The following is a 13,790-nucleotide window of genomic DNA, read 5'->3' on the forward strand; positions in this document are numbered from 1 at the left end:
TCATGGGCCCTACGAGATGAACGAGTTGATCTCGATCGTCTCGTCGCGGCCGGGGCCGACCCCGATCGCGGAGATCGGCGCACCGGACATGTCCTCGAGCGCCCTGACGTACGCCTGGGCGTTCTTCGGCAGGTCGGAGAAGGACTTCGCCTTGGTGATGTCCTCGGACCAGCCCGGCAGGGTCTCGTAGATCGGCTTCGCGTGGTGGAAGTCGGTCTGGGAGTACGGAAGTTCCTCGACGCGCTTGCCGTCGATCTCGTACGCCACGCAGACCGGGATCTCGTCCCAGCCGGTCAGGACGTCCAGCTTGGTGAGGAAGAAGTCCGTCAGGCCGTTGACCCGGGTCGCGTAGCGGGCGATGACCGCGTCGAACCAGCCGCAGCGGCGGTCACGGCCGGTCGTGACGCCCCGCTCGCCGCCGATGCGACGCAGCGCGTCGCCGTCGGCGTCGAAGAGCTCGGTCGGGAACGGACCCGAGCCGACGCGGGTGGTGTACGCCTTCAGGATGCCGATGACCCGGCTGATCTTCGTCGGGCCGACGCCCGCACCGGTGCAGGCGCCACCGGCGGTCGGGTTGCTGGACGTGACGAAGGGGTACGTGCCGTGGTCGATGTCCAGCAGGGTGCCCTGGCCGCCCTCGAAGAGGACCACCTTGTTCTCGTCGAGCGCCTTGTTGAGCACCAGGACCGTGTCGGCCACGTACGGGCGCAGCCGCTCCGCGTACGTCAGCAGTTCCTCGACGACCTGGCCCGCCTCGATGGCGCGGCGGTTGAAGACCTTGGTGAGGAGCTGGTTCTTGCCGTCGAGGGCCGCCTCGACCTTCTGGGTCAGGATCGACTCGTCGTAGAGGTCCTGGACACGGATGCCGACGCGGTTGATCTTGTCCGCGTAGGTGGGCCCGATGCCCCGTCCCGTCGTACCGATCTTCCGCTTCCCGAGGAAGCGTTCCGTCACCTTGTCGACGGTGACGTTGTACGGCGTGATGATGTGAGCGTTTCCGCTGATCAGAAGCTTCGAGGTGTCGACGCCGCGCTCGTTCAGTCCGTTCAGCTCGGAGAACAGGACCGACGGGTCGACGACGACACCGTTTCCGATCACCGGAGTGCACTCCGGCGTGAGGATTCCGGAAGGGAGGAGGTGGAGGGCGTACTTCTGATCGCCCACGACTACCGTATGGCCGGCGTTGTTACCGCCCTGGTAGCGCACCACATAGTCCACGGATCCACCGAGCAGGTCGGTGGCCTTTCCCTTGCCTTCGTCACCCCACTGAGCACCGAGCAGCACAAGTGCGGGCACAGGCGTACACCCCTTCCGGGCGGGGCATGTCCAAGGTCGGGGACGTACGCGGCTGATTCTTTGCACAGCTGCGTACGCCGGCGACCACCTTTGGCCGCGACCGTCGGACCGGATGCCCCGGAATAGACGAAGCCCCTGGCGCAATAGCGCAAGGGGCTCTTGCACAAAGATGCTACCCGAGGAAGCGAGGCATGACCGAGGTGGCGGCTTCCGACCAGCTTCTGGTGGTCATCGACCCGGTCGCCCGTCGCCATGACGGTGAGTCGGTACGGATCGCAAAAGACGTGCTCAGCGCGGGTGCGGTCACCAAGGTGTGCCTCCCGGAGGGGCCCGAGGAATTCGCCCGCGCGCTGGCCCGCAGAGGGGCCCGCAGGCCGGTCGTCGTGGGCGACGACCGGACACTGCTGCGCGCCGTGTCCCTTTTGCACCGCCAACGAGATCTGGCCGTGTGCGGGTTGGCGCTGGTGCCCGTGGGGGGATCGCTCTCCCTGGCGCGGGCCCTGGGGGTGCCCATAGGAGCGGTGGCCGCGGCGCGGGCCGTGCTCGACGGGGTCGAGCGGCGGCTGGATCTGCTGGTCGACGACAGTGACGGGGTCGTGCTGGGGGCGCTGCGCATACCGCCGCTGGGTTCGCCGGTGCCGGTCTCGGACGGGGCCGAGGAGATGGGCGCCGACGCTCCTGAGGCGCATCCGTGGCTGCGTACCTGCCAGTCGTTGGTCCGTACGCTCGCCGCGCGGCCCGCGGGGGTGGCGTCGGGGCGGACGAGGGCGAGGGCCTGGGGACGGGTGGTGTCCCTGCCCGCCGGGCCGGGACCTTCTCGGCTGCGGGTCGAGGTCGACGGCGTGACCCTGGTCGATCTGGACCAGCCGGTGGAGACGGTGTCCGTGACACCGGGGGCCGCCGGGGGCGCGGAGGTGGAGGTGCGGCCGGTCTCCGTGGGGGCGCATGCCTCACCGTTGCGGATGGTGGGACAGCGGGTCACCGTGTCCGGGGCCGACTTCCGCTACCGGGCGGATTCGGTGGTCTCGGGGCCGGTGCGGACACGGACGTGGACGGTGCGGGAGGGCGGGTGGGGGCTGACCCTCCCGGGTTGAAGCCCGGCCGCGCGTCGTCAGTGGCCGCCGCCGCCGAACAGCTTCTCCCGGTGGGCGCGCCAGCGTTCCATCATCCCGGCGATCTCGCCGTCGACGAACTCGAAGAAGGCGAGGGTCTCGGCGAGCCGGCGTCCGGCGGGGGTCGTGGACCCGAGGCTCTCGACGCCCGCGCGCAGGGCCGTCTCCCAGCGCTTGAGCACGGCGTCACGGCTGGTCAGCGCCTCGTACCACTGGTCGCTGTGCACGCGGTACCGCTCGCGCCGGGAGCCGGGGTCCCGCTCGCGCGAGACCATGTGCTGCTGCGCGAGATAGCGCACCGCGCCGGAGACCGCGGCCGGACTGACCTGGAGCCGCTCGCCGAGTTCGGCGGAGGTCATGGCACCGGAGTCGGAGGCGAGCAGCGCCGCGAAGACCCGGGCGGGCATCCGCTGCATCCCGGCCTCGACGAGCTGCGCCGCGAAGCCCTCGACGAACTGCGAGACCACCTCCGGGTCCCGCTCCGCCGCACTCGGTCGCTCCATCTGTCGATCATCTCCCCTGTTCACGCGTCACCGTTCACGCGTCACCGTCGAGTCTATCCGGAGTTCATATGTTTCCTTACCTTCACAAATTTCTGAAAGAAGCGTACGTTCTGGATCATGACGAAGGCACACCTCGCCCTGGAGGTATCCGGACTGCACAAGTCGTTCGGCAGGACGCACGCACTGGACGGTCTCGACCTGCACGTCGAGGCCGGCGAGGTGCACGGCTTCCTCGGCCCGAACGGCTCCGGGAAGTCCACCACCCTCCGCGTCCTGCTCGGCCTGCTGCGGGCCGACGCGGGGACGGTAAGGCTGCTGGACGGGGACCCCTGGAAGGACGCGGTGGAACTGCACCGCCGGATCGCCTACGTCCCCGGCGACGTGACGCTGTGGCGGAACCTGTCCGGCGGCGAGGTCATCGACCTGTACGGACGGCTGCGCGGCGGCCTCGACCGGGGACGGCGCGGGGAGCTGATCGAGCGGTTCGAGCTCGACCCCACCAAGAAGGGCCGCACCTACTCGAAGGGCAACCGCCAGAAGGTCGCCCTCGTCGCCGCCTTCGCCTCGGACGTCGACCTGCTGATCCTCGACGAGCCCACCTCCGGCCTCGATCCGCTGATGGAGGAGGTCTTCCAGACCTGCGTCGAGGAGGAGCGCGACCGGGGCCGCACGATCCTGCTGTCCAGTCACATCCTCAGCGAGGTGGAGGAGCTCTGCGACCGGGTCAGCATCATCCGCAAGGGCCGCACCGTCGAGAGCGGCACGCTCGCCGAACTGCGCCACCTCACCCGTACCAGCGTCACCGCCGAACTCGCGGGCCCGCCGGGCGCCCTGGCCTCGCTGCCCGGGGTGCACGACATCGACGTACGGGGGACCCGGGTGCGGCTCCAGGTCGACACGGACAAGCTGAACGCCGTACTGCGCTCGCTCACCGACTCCGGCGTACGGTCCCTGGCCGCCACCCCGCCGACCCTGGAGGCGCTGTTCCTGCGGCACTACCAGGAGGACGCGCCCGCGGAGGCGATGGCGCGATGACCGCCACAGTCTTCGCGGTACGGACCGGAGGCACCCGCCAACTGGCCGGAACCGGCACCCTCCTGAGGTTCGCGCTGCGCCGCGACCGCGTGCTGACACCGCTGTGGACCGGTGTGATCGCGCTGATGGTCCTCTCGCTGCCGAACACGCTGAAGACGGTGTACGGCACCGCCGCCGAACGCGCCGGCCTGGCACGGCAGATGCTCACCGACAGCTCGCTGCGCGCCACCTACGGGCCGGTGTTCAGTGATTCCCTCGGCGGCCTCACCGCCTGGCGCGTGGGCGGCTACGCCGGTCTGTTCGCCGGGATCATGAGCCTGCTCGTCGTCGTCAGGCACACCCGTGACGAGGAGGAGAGCGGACGCCAGGAACTCCTCTCGTCGGCGATGGTGGGACGGCGTGCCCCGTTGACCGCGGCACTGCTGGCCGCCCTGGTCGCGAACGGCGCGCTCGCCGTGCTCATCGCGGGCGGACTGGCCGGCCAGGGCGCCCCGGGCGCCCTGGCGCTCGGCCTCGGCGTCGGGGGCGCCGGAATGGTCTTCGCCACGGCGGCGGCGATCGTCGCCCAGTTCACGCAGAGCGCGCGGCTGGCGAAGGGACTGACGGGCGGCGTCCTGGGCACGGCGTTCGTCCTGCGGGCGGCCGGTGACTCCGCCGCGACCGACGGTTCGTCCCCGCTGACCTGGGTGTCGCCGCTGGGCTGGCTGGAGAACGAGCGGCCGTTCGCGCAGGAGCGATGGTGGGTGCTGCTCCTGTTCGCCGGGGCCGTCGCCCTTCAGGGCGCACTCGCCTACGCGCTCACCGGGCGGCGCGACGTCGGCATGAGCTTCCTGCCGACACGGCCGGGCCCGGCCGCGGGGCGGCTCGGCACGGCCTGGGCACTGGCCTGGCGGCTGCAGCGCGGCGGTGTGCTCGGCTGGAGCCTCGGATTTTTCGCCGCCGGAGCCGCGTTCGGCGGGATCACCAAGGGCGCGTCCGACCTGGTCGGCGACAACGCCAGGACCCGCGAGATCATCGAGCGGATGGGCGGGCAGTCCGGGATCACGGACGCGTTCCTCGCCGCGATGACCGGCATGCTCGGGATGGTGGCCGCGCTGTACATCGTCTCCTCCGTGCTGCGACTGCACGGCGAGGAGACCTCCCAGCGGGCCGAACCGATCCTCGCGAACGCGGTGGGACGGCTGCGCTGGGCCGGCGGGCACCTGGTCATCGCCTTCGGCGGAGCGGTCCTGATCATGCTGCTGGGCGGGGCCGGTCTCGGGCTGGGCTACGGCCACGAGCCGGGGTCCGTCCTCGGCGCCTGCCTCCTCCAGATCCCGGCGGTCTGGACGCTGGGCGGCCTGGCGGTCCTCCTGTACGGGGTCTTCCCCCGGTCGGCACCCGGCGCCTGGGGCGCGGCGGGCCTCGTCCTCCTGCTGGGCTGGATCGGGCCCGCCCTGGACGTCCCCCAGGCACTCATGGACCTCTCCCCCTACGGTCACCTGCCCAAGCTGCCGGGCGGGGAGATGACCTGGACACCGGTGCTGGTCCTGACCGTCATCGCGGCGGTCCTGACCGGAGCCGGTCTGACGGCACTGCGTCGGCGGGACCTGAGCACCTGACGCCGGACACCCGCGGTCACCCACGGTCGCTCGCGGACACCTGTGGCCCCCGCGACGCGGGCGCGGGCGCCGGTGCGGCGGCACCGGGAACCCCGGACCGCCCCGGCCGCGTCCCTGCCGGTCGGGGGAGGGCACACCTGGTGGCCGCCGGCGGATCAGAGGGTCACGCTGAGTCCCTCGAGCCCTCGGATCACGAAGTTCGGCTTGCGTTCCGGCTCCGCCGCGAGGCGCAGCGTCGGGGCCAGTTCGAGCAACGCGCCCAGCGACGCCGCCAGTTCGATCCGGGCCAGCGGCGCGCCGATGCAGTAATGGATGCCCGCGCTGAAGGAGATGTGCGGGTTGTCGGTGCGCGAGAGGTCCAGCTCCCCGGGGCGGGTGAAGACCGCCGGGTCGTGGTTGGCGGAACCGAAGAGCAGGGCGATCTCCGCACCGCGCGGGATCGTCGTACCGTCGATCTCGATGTCGTCCAGCACCCACCGCTCGAACATCTGCAACGGGGTGTCGTAGCGCATCAGTTCCTCCACCGCCGTGGGGACCAGGGAGCGGTCGGCGCGCAGCTCGGCCAGCCGGTCGGGGTGGCGGAACAGCGTCCACCAGCCGTTCACCGTGGCGTTGACCGTCGCCTCGTGCCCCGCGTTCAGCAGCAGCACGCAAGTGGAGATCATCTCCTGCTCGGTGAGCCGGTCGCCCTCGTCGTGCGCGGCGATGAGCCCCGAGATCAGGTCGTCGCCCGGCTCCTTGCGGCGGGCCTCGATCAGTTCCCGCAGGTACTCCGTGAACTCGACCGACGCCCGTACCGCCCTGGCCGCCGTCTCCCGGGAGGGGTTCAGCTCGTACATCCCGCAGATGTCCGCCGACCACGGCCGCAGCGGCGCCCGGTCGGACTCCGGGATGCCCAGCATCTCGGCGATCACGGCGACCGGGAGCGGCTCGGCGACATCGGTGAGCAGATCGCCGCCGCCGGCCGCGACCAGACCGCCGACCAGTTCACCCGCCAGCCGCCGCACGTACGGTCCCAGCCGCTCGACGGTGCGCGGGGTGAACGCCTTGGAGACCAGGCGGCGGATCCTGGTGTGGTCCGGCGGCTCCAGGTCCAGCATTCCGTGGTCGTTGAGCACGTGGAACGGCTCGTGCTCGGGCGGAGGCGCCGTCCGCCCGAAGTCCTCGTGCGTGAAGCGGTGCTGATACGTCCGGCCCAGGCGCCGGTCCCGCAGCAGCGCCGACACGTCCGCGTGGTGCGGGATCAGCCACTGGTCGGTCGGCTCGTAGTGGTGGACCCGGCCGCGCGCGCGCAGTTCCGCGTACGCGGGGTACGGGTCCGCCAAGAACGCCGGGTCCCAGGGGTCGAAGGTCCCGGGGGTCTCCAAAGCTGCCATGACCGGACGCTAGCCCGCCGCACCCCCCTCTGACCAGGGGCGCCCCGGCGGACGACCCCCGGCCGCCCGCCCCGTGCCGCCTCCCGCCGGGACCGGACGGGGTCACCTGGGCGTGATCAGACGCGCCTCGTAGGCGAAGACCGCCGCCTGGGTGCGGTCCCGCAGCCCCAGCTTCACCAGGATGCGGCTCACGTGGGTCTTGATCGTGGACTCCGCCACGAACAGCCGCGAGGCGATCTCCGCGTTCGACAGACCCTGCGCGATCAGGACCAGCACCTCCGTCTCCCGTTCGGTCAGGTCGCCGTAGGCCGCCTGCGCCGTGGCCGACAGCCGCGGGGCGTCGGCGAGCTTGGAGAACTCGGTGATCAGCCGCCTGGTGACCGAGGGCGCGAGCAGCGCCTCGCCCGCCGCGACCACCCGTACCCCGTCGGCGAGCTGCCGCGCGGAGGCGTCCTTGAGCAGAAAGCCGGAGGCTCCCGCGCGCAGCGCCTGGTACACGTACTCGTCGAGGTCGAAGGTGGTGAGCACCAGCACCTTCGCGGTGCTGTCCGCGGCGACGATCTCCCGGGTCGCCTCGATGCCGTTCAGCTCCGGCATGCGGATGTCCATCAGCACGACGTCCGGTCCGAGTTCGCGGACCCGCTCGACCGCGTCCCGCCCGTTGACCGCCTCGCCGACCACCTCGATGTCCGGCATCGCGCCGAGCAGCACCGAGAACCCCTCGCGGACCATCACCTGGTCGTCGGCGATCAGTACGCGGATGGTGTCGCCCGTCATCCGGACTCCTCCGTCACGGGCACCGGCAGGAACACCGTCACCTCGTATCCGCCGTCGTCCGTCTCGCCCGTCGTCATCTCCCCGTCCAGCATCGTGACCCGCTCCCGCATGCCGGTGATGCCGTGGCCCGCGCCGTGCGTGGACTTCACCAGGTTCGCGGCCGGCGCGGGGCCGTTGACTATCCGCAGGCCGAGCCCGCCGAGGACGTAGCCGATCTCGACGCGGGCCGTGGCACCGGGCGCGTGCCGCAGCGCGTTGCTCAGTGCCTCCTGGACGATGCGGTACGCCGACAGCTCGACGCCCTGCGGGAGTTCGCGCACCGCACCCGTGACCACCTTCTCCACGCTCAGACCCGCGTCCCGCACATTGGCGAGCAGCGCTTCGAGATCGGCGAGGGTGGGCTGTGGGGCGTCCGGGGCCTCGTAGTCCTCGGCCCGTACGACACCTAGGACCCGGCGCAGCTCGGTGAGCGCCGCCACCGCGTTCTCCCGGATCGTGACGAAGGCCTGCTCCAGCTCGGGCGGCGGGTTCTCCACCCGGTAGGGCGCGGCCTCCGCCTGAATGGCGACCACCGACATGTGGTGGGCCACCACGTCGTGCAGCTCGCGCGCGATCGTCGTGCGCTCCTCCAACAAGGTGCGCTTGGAGCGCTCGTGCGCCGTCACCGACAGCTGGGCGGTCACCTCCCGCTCCGCCGCGCTGCGTACGTGCAGGACGGTGACGACCAGCAGGGCCAGCGCGGCGAGGAACAGCAGGACGACCGAGTCGGTCTCGTAGTGCCCGGCGCCGAAGAGGGTCTCGGCCGCCATCCCGTACAGCGCGGTCAGCACCCACATCCAGGCCGCGGTGCGCGGTCGTGTCCGCAGCGCCACGACCGTCAGCACCACCAGGTGGGAGACGAAGGCGCCGGGCGGCCAGGGCCAGTCGCCCCAGCTGCGGCTGAACACGGCCGCGAACGGTGTCGCCGCGAGGGAGAGCCAGAAGGCACCGACCGGCCGGACGAGCGTCAGCAGGACCGGGAGCAGTGCGAGGAGACCGGGCATCAGGCCGGGCACCAGACTCCGGGCGCCGGGGCCGACGTCGTTCGCGGTACTCGCGACGGCCATCGCGAACAGTCCGCACAGCACGGTGACGGCGTGCGGAGTCCAGGCCGCGTACCCCCTGACGCCCTCGGGGAGGCGTCGGGTGATCGGACCGTCCACCCGTATGCGCGGGAGCGGACGGTAGGCGAAGGCATCGTGGAGCAGGTCCTGCCGGAGTCCGCGCAGGGCGTCCACATCGAGCCGGAACTCCGGGCTGCGTGGCTTGGCCCCGCCCGGCGGCGTCTTCTGCGTCTGGGTCGTGTCGGTCACGTTCGAAACGGTAGGCCGCCCGCCGGGTCACCGTCGTCACCTGTGAGAAGGGTCCTGCCGGATCCGTCTCAGGTACTACGGGTACACCCGAGGGGGCGGCTGCCGGGCCCGCCCGGCCGCCCGGCACTCAGTACCCGGAGGGGCCCACCAGGCCCGACTCGTGGGCGAGGACAGCGGCCTGGGTGCGGTCGCGCAGGCCCGGTTTCACCGGGATGCGGCACACATGGGTCTCCACGGTCCGTTCGGCGACGACGAGGCACTCGGCGATCAGCGCGTCGCCCGTCGCCACCGCCCTCACCGCCTCGGCGAGCCGGTCGGCGGACGCGTCCTTGTCACCAGGCCAGTTGGGCGATCTCCTCGGCCACGACCGCGCACGCGTCCGCCGCCGGATCGATCAGCGGGAAGTGGCCGACGTCCTCCAGGAGCGTCAGACCGACCACCTCGCCGGCCCGTGCCGCGGCCTCGGCGTACGACTCGGCGACCGCCTGCGGCACGACGAGGTCGGCGCGGCCCTGTACGAGAGTCGTGGCGATGCCCGTGGGGAGCAGGTGGGCGGGGTCGGCGTAGGGCTGCCGTTCCGTGAACCGTGCCTCACCGCCCAGGAGTTGGCGGGCCGCTCCGGAGCACACGTCCAATTTCGCGGCGACCTGGAAGTCGGCGATCGGGGCGAGGGCGACGACGCCGCGCAGCGGGGCGGGGCGGTCGGTGCGCCAGGGGGCGTCCGCGGGCAGGACGTGCCGGGCGGCGGCCCACAGGGCGAGGTGGCCGCCGGCGGAGTGGCCGGTGATCACCGTGCGGTGGGGATCGACCCCCGGCAGATGCGCCTTCACCAGCGGGGGCAGCGCGTCGAGCGCCGCCGCGACGTCGTCGAAGGTGTCCGGCCAGCGGCCCGCCACCGGGCCCTCGCCGCCCTGTGAGGGGAGCACCGCGCCCCTGCGGTACTCGACATTGGCCACCGCGAAGCCGCGGCGGGCCAGGAAGTCCGCGAACGGGGTGATGTGCCGGCGGTCGTACGGGGCGCGCCAGGCACCGCCGTGCAGGACGACCACCAGCGGCACGGGCAGCGCGGGGTCGGGATCACGCGGGCCGTAGAAGTCGATCACCTGGTCGGGGTGGTCGCCGTACACGGCGGTGACGTCGGGGTCGACGGGCGGGTGGGAGAAGGCCGACGCCTCCTCGGCGGCGTCCCGTGCTGCGGCGTCCCGTGCTGCGGCGTCGTCCGACATGCTCCAACCTCTCAGCGGTGAAACGGATTTGGCGGACCGGGAGAGAGATCGTCCGTTGGCGGGGACGGTATCAGGCCCGTGACGTGCGCCTACACCCGGATGTCACGCTCGGTGAGGGCTAAACGGTTCCGGTGTTTCGTTACGCTGGGCGGGTACCGGCAGCCGATCGTGAGGGAGTCCGTCATGTCCGCCGAGCCCGGCACCGTGCGTCCCGGCGGGCGCACCGCCCGTGTCCGCGCGGCCGTACTGCGCGCCGCCGGGGACGTGCTCGCCGAGCAGGGCTTCGCCCATCTCGACCTCGCCGACGTGGCACGGCGGGCGGAGGTCGGCAAGACCACGGTGTACCGGCGGTGGGGGTCGGTGACGGGGCTGGTCGCCGACCTGCTCGGCGACATGGCGGAGCAGTCGCCGCCGCGCGCCGAGACCGGGTCCGTACTCGGTGATCTGCGCGCCAACGCCGCGCTGGTGCGGCGGACGCTGGCCGATGCCCGGCAGGGACCGCTGTTCCGCGCGGTGATCGCCGCGGCGACGTACGACGCCCGTACCGCGCGGGCGCTGCGGCGGTTCTACGAGGTACGGGTGGGCGAGTGGGCGCCGTGCGTGGAACAGGGAGTGGCCCGCGGCGAGTTGCCGGCCGGGACCGACCCCTCGCTGGTGCTGCGGGCGGTGTCGGCGCCCCTGTGCTGCACGCTGCTGACCACCGGCGTGGTGCCGGACGAGGCCGCCGCCGGCCGGGCGGCCGAGGCGGCGTTCGCGGCCGCGGTGTCCGGGGTGTACGTCGTCGGGGACTGACCCGGTGCGGCCGCCACGGGGGACGCACAAGGCTCCCTCCGCCGCGCCCGGCCCCCTCTCCCTCCGCCCACCGTTCCGCTAGCCCACCGTCTCCCCCAGCACCCGCGCCGCCCGCTCCACGTCGGCGAAACCCACGTACAGCGGGGTGAGGCCGAAGCGCAGGATGTCCGGACGGCGGAAGTCGCCGACCACACCGCGGTCGATGAGACGCTTCATCACGTCTCCCGCGTCCGCGCACCGCAGGGAGACCTGACTGCCGCGTTCGGCGTGGACCGACGGCGTCACGGACTCCACTCGGCCCCCGGGAACGTACGCCTCGACGCACTCCAGGAAGAAGTCGCCCAGCGCGAGCGACTTGGCCCTGACCGCGTCGACCGACACCCCGTCCCACACCTCCAGCGCCGCCTCCAGGGCCAGCATGGAGAGGATGTCCGGCGTACCGACCCGGCCCCGCAAAGCGCCCGGCGCGGGTATGAACTCCGCGCTCATGTCGAACGGGTTCGTGTGCGAGTTCCAGCCGGGCAGCGGGGAGTCGAAACGATCCTGCAGGCCGGCCCGGACGTAGAGGTACGCGGGCGAACCCGGCCCACCGTTCAGGTACTTGTAGGTGCAGCCGACCGCCAGGTCCACCCCGTGGGCGTCCAGGCCGACGGGCAGGGCGCCCGCGCTGTGGCAGAGGTCCCAGACCGCCAGGGCGCCCGCGTCGTGGATCGCGGACGTCAGCGCCGGCAGGTCGTGCAGCCGGCCGGTGCGGTAGTCGACGTGGTTCAGCAGCACCGCCGCCGTACGGGGCCCCACGGCTTCCGGCACCGCCGACGGCTCCACCGGCCGCAGCTCACAGCCCGTCAGCCGGGCCGCCGACGCCGCGATGTAGCCGTCCGACGGGAACGTCGTCGCGTCGACGACGATCTCGTCCCGCCCGGCACCGGCCAGCCGCACGGCCCCCACCAGCGCCTTGAAGACGTTCACGCTCGTCGAGTCACCGACCACGATCTGACCGGGCGCGGCGCCGACCAGGGGCGCGATACGGTCGCCGATCCGCTCCGGCGCCGTCCACCAGCCGCTCTCCTCCCAGGACCGGATCCGCAGCTCGCCCCACTGCCTGCGCACGACGTCGTCGACCCGGCCGGGGACGTTCACCGACAGCGCGCCGAGCGAGTTCCCGTCCAGGTACACCACATCGTCGAGCACGAACCGGTCGCGCAGCTTCGCGAGTTCGTCCGCGGCGTCCAGCGCCGCCGCCTTCCCGGCGTACGACTCAGACATGGCTGCGCGCCGTCCACAGCTCGGGGAACACGTTCTTCTGCGCGCGCTTCTCCAGCCAGGCCACCCCGGCGGAGCCGCCCGTGCCCGCCTTCGCGCCCATCGCGCGGCGCGTCGCGACGAGATGGTCGTTGCGCCATCGCCACACCAGCTCGGCGACGTCCGTCAGCGCCTCCCCGAGCCGGGCCAGGTCGTTCTCCTCGTCCCCGGAATAGAGCGCGGTCCACACCGCCTCCACCTCCGGCGAGGGCTCGTACCGCAGCGACACGTCCCGCTCCAGCACGGCGGCCGGGACCGCGTGACCGCGCCGCGCGAGCAGCCGCAGCACCTCGTCGTACAGGCTCGGCTCGTGCAGCGCCTTCTCCAGCTCGGCGTGCACCCGCGGCGCGCCCCGGTGCGGGACCAGCATGGACGCGGACTTCTCACCGAGCAGGAACTCCATCCGCCGGTACATCGCGGACTGGAATCCGGAGCCCTCGCCGAGGGCGGAGCGGTACGAGTTGAACTGCGCCGGCGTGAGCTGCGCGAGGGGCCGCCAGGACGCGTTCAGCGCCTCCAGCTCCCGCAGGGACCGCTTGAGGGCCGCCACGGCGACGGGCAGCCCGTCCTCGCGCAGCGCCTGCGCCGCGGTCTCCCACTCGTGCACGATGACCGTGAACCACAGCTCCATGACCTGGGTGGTCACCAGGAAGACCATCTCTCCGGGGTCGTCGGAGCGGATGTGCTGCAAGTGGGTGAGGACGTCCGCCTGGACGTAGTCCTCGTACGGCGTGGTGCCGTGGAAATCGAGATGCGGGGTCTCGGGCGCCTGGGCCACCGCGGGCCCGGTCGGCTGGGACGACATCGCTGTCTCCTGATACGTGCTCCGGGTAGCGGTCCGCCCCTGCCGTCATCGACACGGGGGCCCCGGTCCCCACCGGGAATCCTGCGCAATCGTCCCCCGAAAACGCAAGACCCGCCCGGTCACACCCGCCGGACGGGCCCCACGGGTTCCGCGACCCGACTAACCCAGCGTCTGCGCCGCCGTCGGCGAGGAGTCCTTCAGGAACTGGCTGCAGCGCTCGTACTCCTCCTTCTCGCCGATCGCCTGGGCGGCACGGGCGAGGGCGTTCAGGGCGCGCAGGAAACCACGGTTCGGCTCGTGCTCCCACGGCACCGGACCGTGGCCCTTCCAGCCGCTGCGCCGCAGGGAGTCCAGACCGCGGTGGTATCCCGTACGGGCGTACGCGTACGACTCGACGACACTGCCCCGCTCGTACGCCTCGTCGGCCAGCTGGGCCCAGGCGAGCGAGGACGTCGGGTACTTGGCGGCGACGTCCGCGGACGGCGTGCCGTTCGCGAGCAGCTCGCGCGGCTCCGGGTCGTCGGGCAGGTAGGTCGGGGGCGGTCCCCCGAGGAGGTTCTCGTGAATCGTCATGAGTTCCAGTCTGCTGCATCGCCGGTGCCCGGTGCCCCCC

General features: G+C 72.2%; 13 protein-coding genes and 1 pseudogene. 4 read left to right on the forward strand and 10 right to left on the reverse strand.

Annotated elements, in window-relative coordinates; translation table 11 throughout:
• Positions 1-9: 9 nt before the first annotated feature.
• Positions 10-1,296 (reverse strand): adenylosuccinate synthase, encoded by a 1,287-nt coding sequence (locus ACFVTC_RS24255; protein ID WP_153289429.1) that lies wholly within the window; start codon positions 1,294-1,296, stop codon positions 10-12.
• Positions 1,297-1,487: 191 nt separating this feature from the next.
• On the opposite strand from ACFVTC_RS24255, the gene ACFVTC_RS24260 reads away from it, so the two are divergent.
• The gene (locus tag ACFVTC_RS24260; protein ID WP_390130246.1) at positions 1,488-2,390 is read left to right on the forward strand and encodes a diacylglycerol kinase; all 903 of its coding nucleotides are present in this window, start codon (positions 1,488-1,490) and stop codon (positions 2,388-2,390) included.
• Positions 2,391-2,407: 17 nt separating this feature from the next.
• Here the strand turns inward: ACFVTC_RS24260 and ACFVTC_RS24265 are convergent, their stop codons facing one another.
• Complete coding sequence (locus ACFVTC_RS24265) at positions 2,408-2,911, reverse strand: GbsR/MarR family transcriptional regulator (RefSeq protein ID WP_390130248.1); 504 nt, start codon at positions 2,909-2,911, stop codon at positions 2,408-2,410.
• Between the two features lie 117 nt (positions 2,912-3,028).
• Here ACFVTC_RS24265 and ACFVTC_RS24270 point away from each other — a divergent pair, with 117 nt between their 5' ends.
• Together ACFVTC_RS24270 and ACFVTC_RS24275 are read left to right on the forward strand one after the other, a co-directional pair.
• On the forward strand, positions 3,029-3,946 hold the full coding sequence (locus ACFVTC_RS24270; protein ID WP_390130250.1) for an ATP-binding cassette domain-containing protein: 918 nt from the start codon (positions 3,029-3,031) through the stop codon (positions 3,944-3,946).
• Positions 3,943-5,547, forward strand: a complete 1,605-nt coding sequence (locus tag ACFVTC_RS24275) for an ABC transporter permease (RefSeq protein ID WP_390130251.1) — start codon at positions 3,943-3,945, stop codon at positions 5,545-5,547. Before ACFVTC_RS24270 ends, ACFVTC_RS24275 begins: the two co-directional genes overlap by 4 nt.
• Before the next feature lie 155 nt (positions 5,548-5,702).
• Here the strand turns inward: ACFVTC_RS24275 and ACFVTC_RS24280 are convergent, their stop codons facing one another.
• The 5 genes and pseudogenes from ACFVTC_RS24280 to ACFVTC_RS24300 form a co-directional block, all read right to left on the reverse strand.
• Positions 5,703-6,923, reverse strand: coding sequence for a cytochrome P450 (locus tag ACFVTC_RS24280; RefSeq protein WP_390130253.1), 1,221 nt, complete (start codon positions 6,921-6,923; stop codon positions 5,703-5,705).
• A gap of 102 nt (positions 6,924-7,025) precedes the next feature.
• Complete coding sequence (locus ACFVTC_RS24285; RefSeq protein WP_390130255.1) at positions 7,026-7,700, reverse strand: response regulator; 675 nt, start codon at positions 7,698-7,700, stop codon at positions 7,026-7,028.
• A complete protein-coding gene (locus tag ACFVTC_RS24290) occupies positions 7,697-9,052 on the reverse strand; it encodes a sensor histidine kinase (protein ID WP_390130256.1) in 1,356 nt (451 codons plus the stop codon). The genes ACFVTC_RS24285 and ACFVTC_RS24290 overlap by 4 nt, the downstream gene beginning before the upstream one ends.
• A 127-nt stretch (positions 9,053-9,179) precedes the next feature.
• Positions 9,180-9,383 (reverse strand): annotated as a pseudogene (locus tag ACFVTC_RS24295) (LuxR C-terminal-related transcriptional regulator); the annotation flags it as partial.
• A gap of 1 nt (position 9,384) precedes the next feature.
• On the reverse strand, positions 9,385-10,278 hold the full coding sequence (locus ACFVTC_RS24300; RefSeq protein WP_390130257.1) for an alpha/beta hydrolase family protein: 894 nt from the start codon (positions 10,276-10,278) through the stop codon (positions 9,385-9,387).
• A gap of 183 nt (positions 10,279-10,461) precedes the next feature.
• On the opposite strand from ACFVTC_RS24300, the gene ACFVTC_RS24305 reads away from it, so the two are divergent.
• Entirely contained in the window at positions 10,462-11,070 is a 609-nt protein-coding gene (locus ACFVTC_RS24305) for a TetR/AcrR family transcriptional regulator (protein ID WP_390130258.1), read from the forward strand.
• 78 nt (positions 11,071-11,148) lie between these two features.
• Here ACFVTC_RS24305 and kynU read toward each other — a convergent pair whose 3' ends face one another.
• The 3 genes from kynU to ACFVTC_RS24320 form a co-directional block, all read right to left on the reverse strand.
• Entirely contained in the window at positions 11,149-12,336 is a 1,188-nt protein-coding gene (gene kynU, locus ACFVTC_RS24310; RefSeq protein ID WP_390130259.1) for a kynureninase, read from the reverse strand.
• Complete coding sequence (locus ACFVTC_RS24315) at positions 12,329-13,177, reverse strand: tryptophan 2,3-dioxygenase family protein (RefSeq protein ID WP_390130261.1); 849 nt, start codon at positions 13,175-13,177, stop codon at positions 12,329-12,331. Before ACFVTC_RS24315 ends, kynU begins: the two co-directional genes overlap by 8 nt.
• A gap of 159 nt (positions 13,178-13,336) precedes the next feature.
• Positions 13,337-13,750: a DUF3151 domain-containing protein gene (locus ACFVTC_RS24320; protein ID WP_356797148.1), complete on the reverse strand. Its 414-nt coding sequence runs from the start codon at positions 13,748-13,750 to the stop codon at positions 13,337-13,339.
• Between the last annotated feature and the right edge of the window lie 40 nt (positions 13,751-13,790).

Source organism: Streptomyces sp. NPDC057950 (assembly GCF_042887295.1).
Lineage (GTDB): Bacteria > Actinomycetota > Actinomycetes > Streptomycetales > Streptomycetaceae > Streptomyces > Streptomyces kaempferi.

Coding starts and splice junctions, on each gene's coding strand:
- kynU (WP_390130259.1), bottom strand. CDS start 12,336: ATGTCTGAGTCGTACGCCGGGAAGGCGGCGGCGCTGGACGCCGCGGAC.
- ACFVTC_RS24260 (WP_390130246.1), top strand. CDS start 1,488: ATGACCGAGGTGGCGGCTTCCGACCAGCTTCTGGTGGTCATCGACCCG.
- ACFVTC_RS24320 (WP_356797148.1), bottom strand. CDS start 13,750: ATGACGATTCACGAGAACCTCCTCGGGGGACCGCCCCCGACCTACCTG.
- ACFVTC_RS24285 (WP_390130255.1), bottom strand. CDS start 7,700: ATGACGGGCGACACCATCCGCGTACTGATCGCCGACGACCAGGTGATG.
- ACFVTC_RS24315 (WP_390130261.1), bottom strand. CDS start 13,177: ATGTCGTCCCAGCCGACCGGGCCCGCGGTGGCCCAGGCGCCCGAGACC.
- ACFVTC_RS24270 (WP_390130250.1), top strand. CDS start 3,029: ATGACGAAGGCACACCTCGCCCTGGAGGTATCCGGACTGCACAAGTCG.
- ACFVTC_RS24275 (WP_390130251.1), top strand. CDS start 3,943: ATGACCGCCACAGTCTTCGCGGTACGGACCGGAGGCACCCGCCAACTG.
- ACFVTC_RS24300 (WP_390130257.1), bottom strand. CDS start 10,278: ATGTCGGACGACGCCGCAGCACGGGACGCCGCAGCACGGGACGCCGCC.
- ACFVTC_RS24280 (WP_390130253.1), bottom strand. CDS start 6,923: ATGGCAGCTTTGGAGACCCCCGGGACCTTCGACCCCTGGGACCCGGCG.
- ACFVTC_RS24305 (WP_390130258.1), top strand. CDS start 10,462: ATGTCCGCCGAGCCCGGCACCGTGCGTCCCGGCGGGCGCACCGCCCGT.
- ACFVTC_RS24265 (WP_390130248.1), bottom strand. CDS start 2,911: ATGGAGCGACCGAGTGCGGCGGAGCGGGACCCGGAGGTGGTCTCGCAG.